The sequence below is a fragment of the Paenibacillus sp. Z3-2 genome (assembly GCF_054161325.1).
Window position 1 is genome coordinate 2,379,610 of the sequence record NZ_CP096397.1, and the last position, 19,375, is coordinate 2,398,984.

Below are 19,375 nucleotides of genomic sequence, written 5' to 3' on the forward strand. Positions count from 1 at the left end.
ACCAACCTGGCTGTTATCCGTCATTCTTTTGTCTAAAAGGACAAGCGGAACTTACAGCCGGGTTGTTTTGTAGATGAACATGTTGCCATATATTTGTAGATGGGGCTCCGTGAGGAGCTTTTGTTGTGCAGATTAGCATGTTGCAAGGTTATACATAGCTAATGAATGCAGGACAAGCAGGAAATACTGTGAATATGCAGAATCCATTGAGTTAGGACGAATAAAAGGAGGAATTTCATGGAACAGCGTGTTGAAATGCAGCTTGGCGGAAGAAAGCTTACGTTTGAAACCGGGCGTTTGGCCAAGCAGGCTAATGCTGCCGTTAAGGTGACATACGGGGATACCGTTGTATTGTGTACCGTGACAGCATCAAGTGAGCCGAAAGATTTGGACTTTTTCCCATTAACGGTGAACTATGAAGAAAGATTGTACGCCGTAGGTAAAATTCCGGGTGGATTTATTAAACGTGAAGGAAGACCGAGTGAGAAAGCAATTCTTTCAAGCCGTCTGACAGACCGTCCAATTCGTCCATTGTTCCCGGAAGGCTTCCGGAATGATGTACAAGTTCTGAATATCGTTATGAGTGTGGATCAAGACTGTGAACCGCAAATCGCTGCAATGATCGGTACATCAGCTGCACTGAGCATCTCGGATGTTCCATTCAGCGGACCTATTGGTGGCGTGAAAGTTGGACGTATTAATGGTGAGTTCATCATTAATCCAACGATTGCACAGCTTGAAGTCAGTGAACTTGAGCTGGTAGTTGCAGGAACCAAGGATGCCATCATGATGGTTGAGGCTGAAGCTAACGAATTACCGGAAGAAGTGATGCTCGAAGCAATCATGTTCGGACATGACGAGATCAAAAACATTGTTGGCGTAATCGAAAAACTCGTGCAAGTTGCCGGTAAAGAAAAAATGGCTGTTAAGCTGCATGCCGTTAATGCTGAAGTCAACAGCAGTGTGCGTGATTTCGCAAGCGCTCGTCTGGTTGAAGCGGTTAAAATTGCCGAGAAACATGCTCGTCAAGATGCAATCGATCTAGTGAATGACGAAACCGTTGCTCACTTTGAAGAGAAATATATTGAAAGTCCTGAATTGCTCAAAGACGTGAAGGAAGTCCTGCACGATATCGTTAAAGAAGAAGTGCGTCGTCTGATCACGCATGATAAAGTTCGTCCGGATGGACGTGGACTTGCTGAGATTCGTCCAATCGAATGTGATACTTCCCTGCTGCCACGTACGCATGGTTCAGGCTTGTTCACACGTGGTCAAACACAAGCACTTAGCATATGTACACTTGGTGCACTGGGTGATGTTCAGATTTTGGACGGAATCAGCCTTGAAGAAACGAAACGTTTCATGCATCACTATAACTTCCCGCCATTCAGCGTAGGTGAAGCTCGTCCATTGCGTGCTCCAGGCCGTCGCGAAATCGGACATGGTGCTCTGGGTGAGCGTGCGCTTTCCAAAGTAATCCCTTCCGAAACAGACTTCCCATACACGATTCGTCTGGTATCCGAAGTTCTGGAATCCAACGGTTCAACTTCCCAGGCAAGTATCTGTGCCAGCACACTAGCTATGATGGATGCAGGTGTACCAATCAAAGCTCCAGTTGCGGGTGTAGCTATGGGTCTGATCAAAGATGGAGATCATGTATCCATTCTGAGTGATATTCAAGGTATGGAAGATCACCTGGGTGACATGGACTTCAAAGTAGCCGGAACTCCTGAAGGTGTAACTGCAATTCAAATGGACATCAAAATTGATGGGATTGATCGTCAAATTTTGTCTGAAGCATTGGCTCAAGCCAAAGAAGGTCGTTTGCATATCTTGAGCAAAATGACTGAAGTGATGAATACTCCACGTGAGCAGTTATCACAATATGCGCCTAAAATTACGACTATGCATATCAATCCGGACAAAATCCGTGATGTTATCGGTGCAGGTGGTAAAATTATTAATAAAATCATCGAAGAAACCGGTGTTAAAATTGATATTGAACAGGATGGACGTGTCTTTATCGCTTCTTCCAACCAGGAGATGAATGATAAAGCCAAAGCGATTATCGAAGGTATTGTGCGCGAAGTATTGGTCGGCGAGATTTATGTCGGCAAAGTAAAACGCGTTGAGAAATTCGGTGCATTCGTTGAAGTACTTCCGAACAAAGAAGGTCTGGTACACATCTCACAACTGTCAACTGAACGTGTTGCCAAAGTTGAAGATGTTGTAGCCATTGGAGATTCCATTACGGTGAAAGTAACGGAAATTGACCCACAAGGCCGAATCAACTTGTCCCGTAAAGCAGTTTTGACTGCTGAAGCTCCGGCTCAATCCTAGGATACCGAAGCGGCAGGTTATAAATGGATAGATTGAATGAAGAGACAGAATGTGAATTTCTGGCTCTTTTTTTAACGCTTAAATATGTTAACCATGGCTTTGTATTCATATTCTTGCCCTTGTCCTCATATGATGGGGACAAAGACGGCGGGAGGATGGAGCTGTGGGAAACCAATCCAAAAAACTGGCGGCTGTTCTGGCGGGTGTGACTGCGGTCATATTGATCGGACAAGTTGGCAGTGTACGTACATACATTACGGAGATCCGTGATGGGCCAGGTACGCAGAATGCGTTTGATATGTTCAAAGAAGCGACCGGAGAAGATGCCCTGTTGTCGGCAATTCGGGATAAAGCGGCTGAAACGAGAATTGCTCCGGTGAATGCCAGAGTGGATCGGGTATGGAAAGCCATTCCTGGCTATAATGGCATGGAAATTGATGTGGAAGCGACATACCGTAAGGCATTGAGTGGAACGTTGAATACCAAGATAGCGTATATCTATCGTCAGATTCAACCGGAAATTCAGCTTAAGGATTTGGGTGCACATCCGATCTATCGGGGGAATGCGAGCAAACCGATGGTTTCTTTTATGATTAATGTGGCCTGGGGGAACGAATATATTATACCGATGCTGGATACGCTCGATGCCGAGAAAGTGAAGGCGACTTTTTTTCTGGATGGAAGCTGGTTAAGCAAAAACGTTGAGCTGGCCAAGGAGATTCAGAAGCGTGGGCATGAGTTATCCAATCATGCATATTCTCACCCTAACATGAGTCGATTGAGCGCAGAACGGGCCAGGCTAGAAATTAGCAAAACCCAGGATTTGCTCCATAAATCACTCGGTGTGGAAAATCGCTGGTTTGCTCCGCCTTCCGGTGACTTTAATCAAAAGACTGTAGATATTGCTTCATCCATGGGACTGCAAACTGTGTTATGGACTGTAGATACTGTGGATTGGCGTAAGCCAAGCCCAGAGTCCGTTGTTGCCAAAATTGCAAAAAATACCGAGGCCGGCACGTTAATTCTAATGCACCCAACAGCTTCTTCTTCCGGGGCTTTGAAGGGGATGATTCAGTCCATACGGGCTAAAGGTCTCGTGCTTGGAACGGTAAGTGAGACGTTGTCTTCGGAACGCGTAAATGCGTCCGCGGTTGAGTGAACGTGTTTTTTTTGTTAATATCAAAAAGTTGGAACCAAATGTCGATTTCAATTTCGATTGAGATCAAGGCAATTATAGAGATGTAGGAGGGCCAACCATGAAAAAAATTCAGCTGGGCAATGGCCTCAGAATTGTGATGGAACAGATACCGACCTGTCGTTCTGTGTCTTTCGGAATATGGGTCAAGACAGGTTCGCGCAATGAGCAACCTGCAAGTAACGGAGTATCACATTTTATTGAACACATGTTGTTCAAAGGGACGGATCGGTATGATGCCAAGGCGATTGCGGAGCAATTCGATGCGATCGGTGGTAATGTGAATGCGTTCACTTCCAAAGAATACACATGTTATTACGCTAAAGTGTTGGATGAACATTTGCCGATTGCGGTTGATGTGTTGTCTGATATGTTCTTCCGCTCCAAAATGGATGATGGTGAGTTGATCAAGGAGAAAAACGTCATTCTGGAAGAAATCTCAATGTATGAAGATACGCCAGATGATATGGTTCATGATCTGATGGCCTTGGCCGCATATGGTGAGCACCCGCTTGCTTACCCTATTCTGGGTACGGAAGAACGTCTTAAAGCGATGGATTCCAGCCATCTGCGTGCATATATGAAGGAGCATTACACAATAGAGAACACGGTCATTAGTATCGCGGGTAATATTGATGATAGTGTAATCGATCTGATGGAGAAACATTTTGGTGCTTTTGATGTAAACGGAGTAACTGAAGCAGTCACAATGCCGGCATTCCAGAGCGGACAGCTCTTTCACAAAAAGAAAACGGAACAGAACCATATTTGTATCTCGTTCCCGGGTTGTAAAATCGGGGATCCGCTGCAATTCGCTATGGTTGTTCTGAATAACGCTATTGGTGGAGGCATGAGCTCCAGATTGTTCCAGGAAATTCGTGAGAAACGGGGTCTTGCGTACTCCGTGTATTCCTATCATAGCTCTCATGCGGACAGTGGACTTTTCACAATATACGCGGGTACAGCACCGAAACAGACAAAAGAGGTGCTTGACCTGACCAAAGAGGTTCTGCGTGACCTGGCTGTAAACGGCTTGTCCGAAGATGAACTTCGTAAAGGGAAAGAGCAACTGAAGGGCAGTCTGATTCTTAGCTTGGAAAGCACAGGCAGTCGTATGAATCGTCTGGGCAAAAACGAGCTGATGCTGGGCAGACACCATACGCTGGATGAGATGATCACCAAAATTGAGCAAGTAACAATGGACGATATTAACGCGGTACTCGATCTGATGTTCGCCGAGCCGTTTGCGCTTGCTATGGTTGGTGCTTCTGATAAGACGATCGCTGGATTGAGAAGGGATGATTTTGTTGCATTACGTTCAAATACAGAAACTGCCGGGCAATGAAGATATTAAATTGCCACAAAAAATGTCGGAACTGGCATCCGGTTTTGATGTAGTGGCTGCACTTCAGGAAGAGGTTGTTCTGCAGCCGGGTCAGCGTACACTGATTCCAACGGGTCTTGCGATGGCAATGCCTGCTGGATTAGAAGCACAGATCCGTCCTCGGAGCGGACTGGCTTTCAAACATGGAATTACCTGCCTCAACACACCGGGTACCATTGATGCGGATTATCGCGGAGAAGTTAAAGTGCTGTTGATTAATCTGGGTCAGGAACCGTTCACGATTGTACGGGGAGAGCGCATCGCACAGATCGTCTTCCAGACCGTGCCTACAGTTGAATTGACGGAAGTAGATGAACTTTCGGAAACGGTACGTGGCGAAGGCGGATTTGGTCATACCGGGAAATAAACAGCGTGAGTGTTCCCATTCTTTGGAGTCGTCCCTGACAGGGGCGGCTCTTTTTGTGTTCAAGATGCGGGTAGTCGAATGCATTATTGTTTTCACCCCCCTGTGGGCCTCTGCATACGATAAGGCATACATGTGGTGAAAGGAGTGACGTCCCGATGCTGACCGGAGTCCGGATTGTAGTCCTGGGCGGAGATGCGCGGCAGCTTGAAGTCATTCAAAAGTGCGCTGAGCTGGATGCAACGGTAAGTGTGGTGGGTTTCGACAAACTGGAGCGTTCCATTCCAGGTATCGAACACCAGGAACTGGAGGACGAAGTGTTTGCTTCGGCAGATGTACTGGTGCTACCTGTCGTCGGTTGCGATGATCAGGGAAAGGTAAGTACTTCGTTCAGTGAAACACCGATCTATTTGAAGAAGGAACATATCGCAGCATTGCCGGAGCATTGCATTGTGTTCACGGGTATGGCAAAACCATTCTTGCGTGAACTTTGTCTAGATAACGGGTTGCGACTTGTCGAAGTACTTGATCGTGATGATATTGCACTTTACAACTCTATTCCAACGGCTGAGGGAGCCATCGCCATAGCTATTCGGGAGACGGACTTCACAATCCACGGTTCGGAATGCATCGTGCTTGGTATCGGTCGAACAGGGTTCACAATGGCCAAAACACTGCAGGGACTTGGAGCAAATGTACGGGTAGGAATCAGGCGGGAAGAGGATGCTGCCCGCGCTACTATAATGGGCTGGAAGCCTTTCATGACAACGGATTTGGCCGCTCAAACCGGGGAAGTTGACTTGCTTTTTAATACGATACCGACTATGATAATCACAGCACAAATCCTGTCCAGAATGCCGCAAAAGGCTGTCATTATTGACCTCGCATCCGCTCCTGGCGGCTGTGATTTCAGGTTTGCCGACAAACGCGGTATCAAAGCGCTACTTGCACCTGGCCTCCCCGGCATTGTTGCTCCCAAAACGGCTGGCGGCATTATTGCCGACGCGTTGATCCGTTTGCTTTTGGAAGAACAGAACGCACGGGAGGTTAAATCATGAACTGGCAGGGAAAAACGGTAGGTTATGCAATTACGGGTTCTCATTGTACGTTTGAAGAGGTTATGCCGGTAATTAGCCGCTTCGTGGCTGAAGGTGCCAATGTCATTCCGATTATTTCGAATTCGGTTCTGACGACGGATACACGCTTCGGTACGGCGCAAAATTGGCATAAACAGTTGAAAGATATAACAGGTAATGATATCATTTCTACAATTGTTGAAGCGGAGCCATTAGGGCCTTCCAAGCTGCTTGATGTGCTGGTCATTGCTCCATGCACAGGCAATACAACAAGCAAGCTGGCTAATGCAATGACCGACAGTCCAGTGCTAATGGCAGCCAAAGCACAGATGCGTAATCAGCGTCCGCTTGTGCTCGCTATTTCCACGAATGACGGTCTGGGCTTGAATGCTGCGAATATCGCCAAACTTCTCGTGGCCAAATATTTGTATTTTGTGCCATTTGGGCAAGACGATCCAGTGAAAAAACCAAACTCGTTAGTCGCCAAAATGGAATTGATTCCAGAGGCTTGCTGGAGTGCGCTTGAGGGCAAACAGCTACAGCCGATGATTGTGCAGCGTTCTTCACAGGCTTGATGGAATAATGACTGGGTGACAACGTTTATGCGCTTGGAGAAATGAATAAAGGGTTTGAGAGACAAAGAAAATCATGGGGGACGATAAGCTGGCTTGAATAGCTACTTGTGTCCACGTTCCTGTCTATAAGGGCATTCCTGCTTGCCGGTATCAAGGTTAAGCAAGCGGGAGAGGTCTAGTGTGAATGTATGCGTCTTGATCTCGATAACAACCGCGACCTTTGATTTGCGATTGTCCCAGACAATTACAAAAAAACGAGGAGCGGCATGGAATGCCGTATAAATTGCTGAAATTATCGCATCAGAACGCTCCCTAGGGTGATCCATTTGTTGATTTGACCCGTGTCCAATCTTCTTGCGTACACAAATGGAGGAATAAAAGATGCGTATCATGGTACAGAAATTCGGAGGCACGTCTCTCTCCACTGTTCAGGCGAGAGAGCATGTGCTCCGTCACGTTAAACGTGAACTTGAGGCAGGATTGAGTCTGGTCATCGTGGTGTCTGCGATGGGGCGCCGCGGCGAGCCATATGCGACTGATACGTTGCTGGACTGGGCTGCACAGAACGGAAACGCACTATCCGCACGCGAAAAGGATTTACTGCTGTGCTGTGGTGAAATCATATCTGCTACAACTTTGAGCAGTTTGCTCGAACATGAAGGCATTCCAACTACAGTGCTGACCGGTGCACAAGCAGGTTTTGTGACGGACGACAATTTCGGGAATGCCCGGATATTGGATGTCCGTCCTGTTCGTGTGTTGGAGCAGCTTCAGCTTGGACGGGTCGTTATTGTAACCGGATTCCAAGGCCAGACGGAGAATGGAGACTTCACGACATTGGGTCGTGGGGGAAGTGATACGTCGGCAACTGCTCTCGGTGCAGCATTACGTGCCGAAATGGTAGATATCTACACGGATGTGAACGGTATACTCACCGCAGATCCACGGATTGTTGAGGATGCGCGTCCACTGACTGTTGTGAGTTATGCAGAGATCTGTAACATGGCCCACCACGGCGCCAAGGTAATCCATCCACGTGCGGTCGAAATTGCCATGCAATCACAGATTCCAGTGCGAGTAAGATCTACTTTTGCAGATACGGAAGGAACGCTGGTTACGCATCCGGAAGGATTTCAGGATGTGCAGACAGGCATTGTTGACCGTTATGTAACAGGGATTGCCTATGTAAGCAATGTAACGCAAATTACGGTGGATGTGCCTGGTGGTGCAGATCGATTGCAATTGAAAGTATTCAAAACCATGGCTGAGAATTCGATCAGCGTTGATTTTATTAATGTTACCCCCTCTGGTGTTGTCTATACGGTTTTTGACAGTGATTCCGAGAAAGCCATACATGTATTGCAGGAGGAAGGCCTCAAGCCACAAAGCCTGTCCGGTTGTGCCAAAGTTTCCGTCATTGGCGGAGGCATTAATGGTGTACCTGGAATTATGGCTCGTATCGTGGAGTCCCTAACACTGGCAGACATCCAGATCCTGCAATCAGCAGATTCGAATACAACGATCTGGGTACTCGTAAAAAAAGAAGATATGGTTCAGGCCCTGAGGGCACTTCACGCCTCATTCGAACTTCATTTGTAATTAACTGAAGTTAGAAGAGCCAAACCTGTTTTGAAGGAGGAATCGAATTGGACTTTGGAAGATTGATTACAGCAATGGTCACTCCGTTCAATGAACAAGGAGAGATTCATTGGGAGGAAACGGCACGTCTCATCGACTATCTGATTGTAGATCAAAAGTCGGAGACACTCGTGGTTTCTGGAACAACAGGGGAGTCTCCAACACTTAGTGATACTGAGAAAGTTCAATTATTCGAATTTGCAGTGAAACATGCGGCCGGTCGGTGCAAAATTATAGCCGGTACGGGAAGCAACAACACGGCACACTCCATCCATTTGACACAGGAAGCTGAACGTGCCGGGGTGGATGGCATATTGCTGGTTGTTCCGTATTACAACAAACCGAGCCAGGAAGGTTTGTTCAAACATTTTGAAGCGATTGCGGGCTCTACCAAGCTGCCCATTATGCTTTACAACGTGCCTGGGCGTACAGTAACCAGCCTGTCAGCTGCAACAACGCTTCGTCTTGCGCAGATTCCTAACATCGTCGCTACGAAGGAATGTGCGTCTATGGAGCAGGTGACGTTGATCGCAGCAAGTGCTCCGGAGCATTTCAGAGTCTATTCCGGTGATGACGCTTCAGGCTTGCCAGCGATTTCGGTTGGTGCTCATGGGATCGTCAGTGTGGCGAGTCATGTCGTAGGTGCAGAGATGAAGAAAATGATTGATGCCTTCTACGGAGGGGAGCCTCTTCAAGCTGCTCAGATTCATCAGCAGCTGTTCCCGGTATTCAAAGGTCTGTTTGAGTGTCCACAACCCTTACCGAACCCAGTAGCGGTGAAATATGCGCTGACATTGCGTGGTTTAAACGTTGGGTCTGTACGTTTGCCTCTTATTCCTCCAACGGAAGAGGAGCAGGTGTATATCAAAGGTCTGCTTAATTTGTAATCAGTAGTTGTATTTGGAACTATTTTATTAATTATGGGATATCCATCAAATCAGCAAAAGAACCGCTCCTCTTATTCGAGGTTGCGGTTCTTTTTTTGATGCGTAAAAGTGAGGTTTCTTTTTCATTGCTAAGGGGAAACCTACAGGTTAACGAGAGAGTGACTTGTTTTTTTTGTTTTTAATCATGTATAATGATGTCAAGTGACTGGGTGCGGTATTTTTTTGAAATTGAAAGCGACATCGTTTCGTGGTGTGGCTTTGCGGTGAAAAAGGAAGGAACGGCTAAGAGGGCATTTCAATCCAACTTGTTGGTATAAGGGAATAACTTCAAAGAACTTCTTCCAGATATCGTGAATAAAGGTGTTCTTTTGCATTCATCCCGGTAGGTGGGCATGTAATGCATGGACTACTTTTCTTAACTTACAATAAATAATAAGGTACGACGTCCAACTACCATAGGAGGTTTAGATTCATTTGTCTAAGAAAAATAATAACGATAAACTGATGATTTTTGCATTGGGCGGCGTAGGCGAGATTGGTAAAAATATGTACGTCATCCAATACGCTAACGACATTGTAGTCGTAGATGCTGGTCTTAAATTCCCTGAAGAAGATATGCTTGGTATTGATATTGTCATTCCTGACATTTCTTACCTGACTGAGAACCGTGATAAAGTAAGAGGAATTATTCTTACTCACGGACATGAGGATCACATTGGTGGTCTGCCATATGTTCTCAAACATCTGAATGTTCCTGTATACGGAACAAGACTTACGCTTGGACTTGTAGAAAACAAGTTGAAAGAAGCGAACTTGCTGGGTGAAACAAAACGTATTCTGATTGATGCTGATTCCGAGATCCAACTTGGATCTGTACTGAAAGCATCGTTCTTCGCTACTAACCATAGTATTCCGGATTCCGTTGGTGTATGTGTCGAAACACCAGAAGGTGCAGTAGTTCATACAGGTGACTTCAAATTTGACCACACTCCAGTCAATGGTCAATATGCAGATCTTCAGCGTATGGCGCAGATCGGAACCAATGGCGTGCTTGCGCTTTTGTCCGATAGTACGAACGCTGAGAAACCTGGATTCACACCATCGGAGAAAAATGTGGGTATCGTTCTGGAAGATATCTTCCGTAAAGCAAGCCAACGCGTTGTTGTAGCTACATTTGCTTCCAACGTACACCGTATCCAACAGGTAATCAACGCAGCAGAAGTAACTGGACGTAAAGTTGCAGTTATCGGACGCAGCATGGTTAATGTGGTCGGTATTGCTTCTGAGCTGGGTTACCTTGAGATTCCGGATGGCATGATCATTGAACCCGAAGAAGTAGGCAAGATGGCTGCTGATCGTGTCGTGATTCTTTGCACAGGAAGCCAAGGCGAGCCAATGTCAGCATTGACACGCATGGCTCGTTCCACGCACCGTAAAGTGGACATCCTGCCAGGCGACACCGTGATTATCGCTGCAACACCGGTTCCAGGTAATGAAAAATATGTAGGCCGTACGATTGATGAACTGTTCCGTCTGGGTGCTAACGTGCATTACAGCGGTGCTAACAGTGGCGTTCACGTATCTGGTCACGGTAGCCAGGAAGAGCTGAAACTGATGCTCAACCTGATGAAACCGAAATTCTTCTTGCCAATTCACGGTGAATTCCGTATGCAGCGCCGTCACGCAGTTCTTGCGGAATCTGTAGGTGTTGAGCCGGAAAACATTTTCATCACGGATATTGGTGAAGTGATTGAAATTCAAGGTGGAGCAGCACGTAGAGCAGGTAAAGTTACTGCAGGTAACGTGTTAATCGACGGCTTGGGTGTAGGTGACGTGGGTAACATTGTACTTCGTGATCGCAAATTGTTGTCACAAGATGGTATCCTTGTTGTCGTAGTAACACTGAGCAAACAGGATGGAAAAATTGTTTCCGGTCCTGACATCATCTCCCGCGGATTTGTGTATGTACGCGAATCGGAAGGCCTACTGGATGAGGCTAACCGGATCGTAAGCAGCACATTGCAGAAGTTGATGAGTGAGAACGTTAACGAGTGGGCTTCACTCAAAACGAATGTCAAAGATGCACTGGGACGCTTCCTGTATGAGCAAACTCGTCGCAGACCGATGATTTTGCCAATCATTATGGAAGTTTAAAATAGGCTAAACAAAAAAACATATATTCAGGCACACAGTCGCCCCTTCTCTACGAGTAATATTGGACGGTTCCTCGTAGAGAAGGGGCTTTTTTGCGTTTTTCAAGGAGATCGCCACAATGTGAAGCAATTTGATGTAGCGGGTATAAGTGGGTTGGAAAATTCCCCATACTAAGGAAATACATTAAATGTTTCTGGAGAAGGGGATTAACGAAATGAATGAACGTATGAATGACAAGCAGGCGTCAAAATCCAATCAGCCGGAGGTTGAAGCACCGGAAATGCCGATCAGGGGGGAGAAGGACATCTCTCCCGTGACGGAGACTATTCAGCAATTTGGGCAGACACAGTCGCCAGCAGGAGAATCGAATATCTTCTGTATGACCATTATCGGACAGGTGGAAGGTCATTTAATTTTGCCACCACAAAATAAAACAACAAAGTACGAGCATATTATTCCACAGCTTGTCGCTGCAGAACAGAATCAGCGTATTGAAGGTATTCTGATCATTCTGAACACGGTAGGTGGAGATGTAGAGGCGGGTCTGGCTATTGCAGAGATGATTGCTTCTCTGAGCAAACCTACGGTTACTGTGGTCATTGGAGGCGGGCATAGCATTGGAGTTCCGATCGCTGTAGCTTCGACGTATTCTCTCATTGCTGGAAGTGCGACGATGACGATCCATCCCATTCGCATGAACGGCCTTGTCATTGGTGTACCTCAGACATTTGAGTACATGGAGAAAATGCAGGAACGGGTTGTTCGATTCGTCACTTCACATTCAAATATATCTGAAGAGATGTTCAAGGAACTGATGTTTAAGACCGGTGAGTTGAACCGGGATATTGGTACAGCTGTGGGAAGCGCAGATGCAGTGAAATATGGACTAATGGATGCAGTTGGTGGTATTGGTCAGGCCATTGCGCGGTTAAATCAGCTCATAGGAGACAACAGACAGACCCTGCAAGCGGGAGGTTATACCCAATGACACTATACACTGTGATGCCCCCTGAACAACTATGGTCAGGCATGTGGAGAGAGAGTGAAGATACGAGAGAGATCAAGATGAATGGATTATTAATGCAGGTAAGGCCAGTGAATGATAATGAAGCCGTTATTGTACGATTGCTGGATTGTCCACTTGAAGCCTATCTCAATCCTGCCAATATGCCGGGTTCAACCATCCCGCTTTCTGGTAACTCGGGGTCAGCATAACACGACGAATTCAGACAAATTGAGCAGAAAAGAACATATGTACGGATTATATTTGTATGGTATAATATTCTTCTGGGGGTGACCTGATTTTGGCCAGAAGAAAAAAGAGGAAAAAAAAGGGCGCTGGTTTTAGTGGCGTTTTAAAATATGAGATATACGGGATTGTGCTTATAACCCTTGCTGTTATTGCATTATCGGGTGAAGCCACCGTTGGACGTTCGCTTTCCAAGATGTTCGGACTGATGCTTGGTAAGTTTTATTTTGCGATTCCACTTGTTGGTATATATTATGGTCTCATGGTGATGATTCATCGGAAATGGCCTAGTGGTTGGACCACGCGCAAGACAGGACTGGTATTGCTGGTCTTTGCTTTAACCTTGATGAGTACCGTCTCTGCGATGCACCAGAAACTCATTCCGGTTGGTGCGCTTGAGCCTGGTGCTGTCATTACACAGGTACATAATGATATGCAAACCGAGTTGCTAACCCCTGCTGCACCAGGTGAGAGGGACTCCATGCTTAACAAGGATATCAGCGGTGGTTATATTGGAGCTGGGCAATTTGCTCTGTTCTTGTGGCTATTCGGCAGCCTTGGGGCAAGGCTCATCATGATCGTAATGTTTGTGATCAGCTTTATGCTGATTACGAGTCTTTCTTATGTGGATCTGATTCGAATATTTCGAACCAAGATCTGGGATGCGGGGAGTACGATGTACAAGAAGCTGGAGTCGAGGCCCTCTGCACGTTCTGCTTCAGCTCCTGGTGGCAGGAAGAAAGGGAACGCTCGTAAAGTGGTACCTGTCCCTGTTGATGATGATGAAGACGAATATGAGGATGAATTAGAGGAACAGCATCTGCCAAAACGAAAAGCGCCAATATTTTTCCAACTGTTTGGAAAATGGGGAGCTGATCGCGAACGTGCGAAGTCAGAACGTGAATTGAATCAGGTGGATTCAGCGGAAGCGGAACAGATTGTATACCGGGCCGTTCAGAATCACGATTCGGAAGCATGGCAGGAAGAAGCGGGAGACGTAGCGAACAACGTTGTCTCGTCATCTGTTCCTGTACAAGCTAAACCTAACTCTGCACCGATCATTCGAGACTTCTTCGAGCATGTCAGAACGGAAGATGCAAGCATCGAAGATGATCTGGACGATGCATATCCTTTCCCGGATGATCTCACTGATTCCAACTCAGCTCAAGATGGCGAGCGTGCTATTAAAATAACGGATGAACTGGTAGAGACTGAGTGGTCTGCATCCGATGCGGGAACGAATGTGCCGAATGCTGTGGATAACATTCAGAGTGGAGAAGAAGTGCCAAGCGATGCAACGCCGGGAACAGATAGTCCAGTTCTTGAGGGGCAGGACGCACAACCAATCAAACCACCGCCTCCACCTCCGAAACCTTACAAGTTGCCGTCATTCCGTCTCCTTGCCAAGCCGAACAATGGCGGCAAGGCGGGTGACCAGAAGGATTATATGCAGACAGCACGCAAGCTGGAAGCCACACTGGAGAGCTTTGGTGTTCGCGCCAAAGTGCTTGAAGTGGTTCGGGGTCCTGCCGTTACAAGGTACGAAATTCAACCCGATATTGGTGTCAAGGTTAGCAGGATTGTCAGTCTGACTGATGATATCGCGTTGGCCCTGGCGGCAAAGGATATCCGGATGGAAGCACCGATTCCCGGAAAGTCCGCTATAGGTATCGAAGTACCTAATGGCGAGGTGTCAGTTGTAACAATGCGTGAAGTGATGGAGACGGCAACGTTCCAGGATGCAGAATCCAAAGTGACCATTGCATTCGGCCGTGACATCTCCGGACAGACGATCATTGGTAACTTGGCTCGTATGCCCCATTTGCTGGTTGCGGGTGCTACAGGTTCCGGTAAGTCGGTATGTATTAACGGAATAATTACCAGCATATTGTACAAAGCGAAGCCGGATGAAGTGAAGTTTCTGATGGTCGATCCCAAGATGGTTGAGTTAAACGTATATAACGGAATTCCCCATCTCATGGCACCGGTAGTAACAGATCCTAAACGAGCGTCACTTGCTCTCAAAAAGATCGTGGTCGAGATGGAGAAGAGATATGAACTGTTCTCCAAATCAGGTACGCGGAACGTTGAAGGCTATAATAATCTGATGAAAGATAATCCTGCAGCGGTTCTGCCTTATATCGTTGTCATTGTGGACGAGCTAGCAGATCTCATGATGGTTGCAGCCGGAGATGTGGAAGATGCAATTGCACGATTGGCCCAGATGGCTCGTGCAGCCGGGATTCATCTGATTATTGCGACGCAACGTCCTTCCGTTGACGTTATTACCGGGGTAATCAAGGCCAACATTCCATCCCGAATTGCCTTCGGGGTATCTTCTCAAGTGGATTCACGGACGATTCTGGATATGGGTGGGGCTGAGAAGCTGTTGGGCCGTGGAGACATGCTGTTCATGCCAATGGGCGCATCAAAACCGGTGCGTGTACAGGGTGCCTTCATGAGCGACGAAGAAGTCGAGAATATTGTTAATTATGTACGTGGTCAAGGTGAAGCGCAGTATGATGAGTCCATCGTACCTGAGGTGGATGACTCCGTTCAGGCGGCAGACGAAGTACAGGATGAGTTATATGAGCAGGCTGTACAGATTATATTGGAGGCAAAACAAGCTTCAGTATCCCTGCTACAACGTCGTATGCGGGTGGGTTATACACGTGCAGCGCGTTTGATTGACTCCATGGAAGCCCGGGGTGTAATTGGTCCTTACGAGGGTAGTAAACCAAGGGAAGTACTGGTTTCACTTGAACAGTATCAACAAAATAAAATAAGCTCGTAGTATATAGGCTAGATATAATGATCGTTTAAGCCCTCAACCTAATTGGTTGAGGGCTTTTGCTTGCCCATCGAACTGAAGTTTTGCCATCTACTCCAAAGATCGGATGTTTTGGTGCATAGGAAGCAAGCAGGCTTGTCATAATAACCTTAGCGATTCTGTTAATCCCACAAGAGAAAGGTAGAGCACAGTCGATGCGAAAAATGAATCTTTGGCTTTTCACTGCTATTTTGCTGATATCCGCATTGGGAATTCGTTATTTGCTTCCTGGGAATGCAGCAACTGAAAGTTCCGCCGAGCGTACACCGCAGGTAGAAGAAAAGGCCTTGCCTACGTTTAGCAGCAATACAGTGAAATATGGAAGTTACGGTCAGGATGTATATGAGCTTCAGGGTCGTCTGAAGTACCTGGGATTTTACAATGGTAAAATCGATAGTAATTTTGGCAGCAGCACGCTGAAATCCGTCAAATGGTTTCAATCCGAGTTTGGGATGAAAGCAGACGGTGTGGTTGGTGCTGAAACCAAGCTAAAGCTGTATAACGCTTCAACCAAATGGTCGCCAACAGAACCACCATTGCACAAGGATTCCGCAGGTGGGGATGGGGGAGGCGGCAACAACAACACAGCAGACAAAGAGCAAGATAATATGGGGTCTGCCAATGCACTCGGTCTCTCGGAGAATGAACTCAAAATTATGGCTAACGCAGTATATGGCGAGGCCCGGGGGGAACCGTTTGAAGGTCAAGTCGCAGTCGCAGCAGTAATTCTGAATCGCGTAAATTCACCAAGTTTTCCAAATACGCCTTCTGGCGTAATCTTTCAGCCAGGTGCATTTACGGCTGTAGCAGACGGACAGATATATCTGGAACCGAACGCACAAGCCAAAAAGGCAGTTGAACAGGCATTGAATGGTTGGGATCCATCCGGTGGATGCCTCTATTATTTTAATCCGAAGACAGCAACATCCAAATGGATCTGGACCCGCCCACAGGTGAAAACAATCGGGCAGCATATTTTTTGTATGTGATGATGTTGGAAGCAACCAGAAGGCGTGACTTCGGTTGCTTCTTGCCTTTTGATTGGGTTAAAATGGTTGTTACGTTTAAGCTTCAAGATGAGTGCACGATAAATGACGCCGTAAAGGGGTTTTGACATTTGAATACATCAGGATTCGAACGAGGCAGCAAGAGAGAGTTTCGTATACATGTGCTTCCGACCAAACGTTTCAAAACGTTCGCGATATCGCTATATGCAGGAGTTCCTTTGCGGGAAGATACGGTAACCAAAGTAGCACTGACACCTTTTGTTCTCCGGCGCGGCACGGAGTCTTATCCGGAAACAACGCAATTTCGTGAACAATTGGAACATCTGTATGGAGCGGGTTTTGGTTTTGACGTTTATAAACGCGGAGATTACCAGATTGTACAGTTCCGAATGGATACCATTAATGATTCCTTTGTTGGTGGAGATGAGCAGCTACTGGATCGTTCATTTGCCTTCCTTGGAGAGGTTCTTACCCGACCTGCACAAGAGAATGGACATTTCAGGACGTCTTATGTACAAGCAGAGCGAGAGACGGTTCGGAAAAAGCTGGAGTCCATCGTGAATGATAAAATGCGCTATGCCGCTGAACGCAGTATCGAGGAAATGTGCAAGAACGAACCATACCGTCTTCATCCACTGGGTGAGCGAAAGGATCTGCCTGGGATTGAACCCGACACACTAACTGCATCTTATCAGGAATGGCTGCAACAGGCGAGTATGGATCTGTATGTGGTGGGTGACACGACATTGGAGGAGGTTGAGAACCTCGTTCAGCGTCATTTCAATGTAGATCGAACGTCTTCCTCCGATTACCAGACACAGGCAGCAGTGCGAGGAGATAAGGAAGTGGAAACCGTTGTTGAGCGACTTAATGTGAGTCAGGGAAAACTCAATATGGGACTCCGCACATCGATCACCTATGGAGATCCTCAATATGCAGCAGCATTAATGTACAACGGTATTCTTGGCGGATATCCGCATTCCAAGCTATTTGTGAATGTACGTGAAAAAGAAAGCTTGGCGTATTACGCGTCTTCGCGATATGACGGACATAAAGGCATTGCAACGATTCAATCCGGGATTGAAATCCCCAATTATGAAAAGGCCGTAACCATCATCAAACAACAGCTGGAAGAAATGAAAAGTGGAACGATCAGTGATCTCGAAATGTCCCAAACCAAAGCGATGATTCGTAACCTGCTTAAAGAAATGCAGGATTCCGCCTTTGAGATGATCGCTTATGACTTCAATCGGCAGTTGTCAGGCAAAGAGAGAACGGCTGAAGAACTGTTGGCACAGGTAGAACATATCAGCAAGGAAGATGTTCGTGAGGCGGCAGAACAATTCCGTCTGGATACGATTTATTTCTTGCGGGACGAGAAGGAGGAATAATCGGTGGAGAGCATTCGGTATGAGCATTTGCAGGAAACACTATATTACGAAGTAATGGATAACGGACTGCATGTCTATATTTTGCCTAAACCGGGATTCCAGAAAACGTATGCTACGTTTGCAACGAAGTATGGGTCAGTGGATAATCACTTTCAGGTTGAAGGGCAGGAAGAAGTGAAGATTCCGGATGGGATCGCCCATTTCCTGGAGCATAAAATGTTTGAAGAACCAACGGGTGATATTTTTGCCACGTTTGCATCTCATGGTGCCTCAGCTAACGCTTTTACGAGCTTTGATCAGACGGTTTATTTGTTTTCAGCGACCGAACATGTGAAGGAAAATATACAAACATTAGTCGACTTTGTGCAAAACCCTTACTTCACGGATCAAAATGTGGAAAAGGAAAAAGGCATCATCGGACAGGAAATTGACATGTATGCTGATAATCCGGATTGGCGTGTTTATTTTGGATTAATCGAAGCCATGTATCAGAAACATCCGGTGCATATCGATATTGCAGGAACGGTGGAGTCCATCCGTACGATTACGAAAGAGATGTTATATGAGTGCTATAACTCCTTCTATCACCCGAGTAATATGCTCTTGTTCGTCGTGGGTGGTGTAGATCCACAGGAAGTCATTGATATGGTTCGTTCGAACCAGAAACAGAAAGATTACAAGCCCCAGGGGAGTATTCAACGCTTCTTCGAACAAGAGCCTGAGCAGGTAGGCGAAGCCAGAAGGGAAGCGAAGCTGGCTGTTTCACTGCCCAAATGTTTGTTTGGATTCAAAGAGACGGACGTTGGACTCACTGGAGAACAATTGTTGCGACGAGATATGACAACGCAGTTAATGATGGATCTTCTGTTCGGCTCAAGCACACAGTTATTTCAGAAGCTTTATGACGAGGATCTGATCTCCGATAGCTTTGGATATGAGTATAACAGTTCGCCGCAATATGCGTTTTCGGCCATAGGTGGTGATACGAAAGACCCGGATCAACTACTCGCGCGTATACGTGAAGAAGTGGATGCTATTGTGGAGAAAGGGTTTGAATCCACGGACTTTGAACGTGCACGCAAAAAGAAAATAGGCGGATATTTGCGTATGCTCAATTCTCCGGAGAACATTGCACATGAATTCACACGTCAGCAATTCCGTGGCGGTGATTTCTTCAATATGCTCCCACTTTATGAATCGATTACACTGGAAGATGTGAATCTCAGACTGAGAGAGCATATTCGCTGGGATCAACTGGCTGTATCGCTAGTCGTGAGTCCTTGAT

15 protein-coding genes are annotated in these 19,375 nt (G+C 46.5%); all 15 read left to right on the forward strand.

Features of this window, described 5'->3' with window-relative positions; all coding sequences use genetic code 11:
• Positions 1-237 precede the first annotated feature (237 nt).
• The 15 genes from pnp (at position 238) to yfmH (ending at position 19,374) form a co-directional block, all read left to right on the forward strand.
• Entirely contained in the window at positions 238-2,340 is a 2,103-nt protein-coding gene (gene pnp / locus M1D71_RS10700; protein WP_458126406.1) for a polyribonucleotide nucleotidyltransferase, read from the forward strand.
• Between the two features lie 163 nt (positions 2,341-2,503).
• Positions 2,504-3,499, forward strand: a complete 996-nt coding sequence (locus tag M1D71_RS10705) for a polysaccharide deacetylase family protein (RefSeq protein WP_458126407.1) — start codon at positions 2,504-2,506, stop codon at positions 3,497-3,499.
• Positions 3,500-3,596: 97 nt separating this feature from the next.
• Positions 3,597-4,880, forward strand: coding sequence for a M16 family metallopeptidase (locus tag M1D71_RS10710; RefSeq protein ID WP_458126408.1), 1,284 nt, complete (start codon positions 3,597-3,599; stop codon positions 4,878-4,880).
• Positions 4,840-5,286, forward strand: coding sequence for a dUTP diphosphatase (gene dut / locus M1D71_RS10715; protein ID WP_186327706.1), 447 nt, complete (start codon positions 4,840-4,842; stop codon positions 5,284-5,286). Before M1D71_RS10710 ends, dut begins: the two co-directional genes overlap by 41 nt.
• 155 nt (positions 5,287-5,441) lie before the next feature.
• On the forward strand, positions 5,442-6,341 hold the full coding sequence (gene dpsA / locus M1D71_RS10720) for a dipicolinate synthase subunit DpsA (protein ID WP_458126409.1): 900 nt from the start codon (positions 5,442-5,444) through the stop codon (positions 6,339-6,341).
• On the forward strand, positions 6,338-6,934 hold the full coding sequence (locus M1D71_RS10725; RefSeq protein WP_458126410.1) for a dipicolinate synthase subunit B: 597 nt from the start codon (positions 6,338-6,340) through the stop codon (positions 6,932-6,934). The genes dpsA and M1D71_RS10725 overlap by 4 nt, the downstream gene beginning before the upstream one ends.
• Positions 6,935-7,315: 381 nt before the next feature.
• Positions 7,316-8,533: an aspartate kinase gene (gene dapG / locus M1D71_RS10730; RefSeq protein WP_458126411.1), complete on the forward strand. Its 1,218-nt coding sequence runs from the start codon at positions 7,316-7,318 to the stop codon at positions 8,531-8,533.
• 47 nt (positions 8,534-8,580) lie between these two features.
• Positions 8,581-9,459: a 4-hydroxy-tetrahydrodipicolinate synthase gene (gene dapA, locus M1D71_RS10735; protein ID WP_458126412.1), complete on the forward strand. Its 879-nt coding sequence runs from the start codon at positions 8,581-8,583 to the stop codon at positions 9,457-9,459.
• Positions 9,460-9,933: 474 nt separating this feature from the next.
• The gene (locus M1D71_RS10740) at positions 9,934-11,613 is read left to right on the forward strand and encodes a ribonuclease J (protein WP_076208870.1); all 1,680 of its coding nucleotides are present in this window, start codon (positions 9,934-9,936) and stop codon (positions 11,611-11,613) included.
• Positions 11,614-11,827: 214 nt separating this feature from the next.
• Positions 11,828-12,601, forward strand: a complete 774-nt coding sequence (locus M1D71_RS10745; RefSeq protein WP_458126413.1) for a ClpP family protease — start codon at positions 11,828-11,830, stop codon at positions 12,599-12,601.
• Positions 12,598-12,828 carry a YlzJ-like family protein gene (locus tag M1D71_RS10750; protein ID WP_458126414.1) on the forward strand — a complete coding sequence of 77 codons (231 nt, stop codon included), beginning with the start codon at positions 12,598-12,600 and terminating at the stop codon, positions 12,826-12,828. The genes M1D71_RS10745 and M1D71_RS10750 overlap by 4 nt, the downstream gene beginning before the upstream one ends.
• Before the next feature lie 89 nt (positions 12,829-12,917).
• Positions 12,918-15,656 carry a DNA translocase FtsK gene (locus M1D71_RS10755; protein ID WP_458126415.1) on the forward strand — a complete coding sequence of 913 codons (2,739 nt, stop codon included), beginning with the start codon at positions 12,918-12,920 and terminating at the stop codon, positions 15,654-15,656.
• 191 nt (positions 15,657-15,847) lie between these two features.
• Entirely contained in the window at positions 15,848-16,681 is an 834-nt protein-coding gene (gene sleB / locus M1D71_RS10760) for a spore cortex-lytic enzyme (protein ID WP_458126416.1), read from the forward strand.
• 128 nt (positions 16,682-16,809) lie between these two features.
• On the forward strand, positions 16,810-18,090 hold the full coding sequence (gene yfmF / locus M1D71_RS10765; RefSeq protein WP_074094590.1) for an EF-P 5-aminopentanol modification-associated protein YfmF: 1,281 nt from the start codon (positions 16,810-16,812) through the stop codon (positions 18,088-18,090).
• Positions 18,091-18,093: 3 nt separating this feature from the next.
• The gene (gene yfmH / locus M1D71_RS10770) at positions 18,094-19,374 is read left to right on the forward strand and encodes an EF-P 5-aminopentanol modification-associated protein YfmH (protein WP_458126417.1); all 1,281 of its coding nucleotides are present in this window, start codon (positions 18,094-18,096) and stop codon (positions 19,372-19,374) included.
• The last annotated feature ends 1 nt before the right edge of the window (position 19,375 follow it).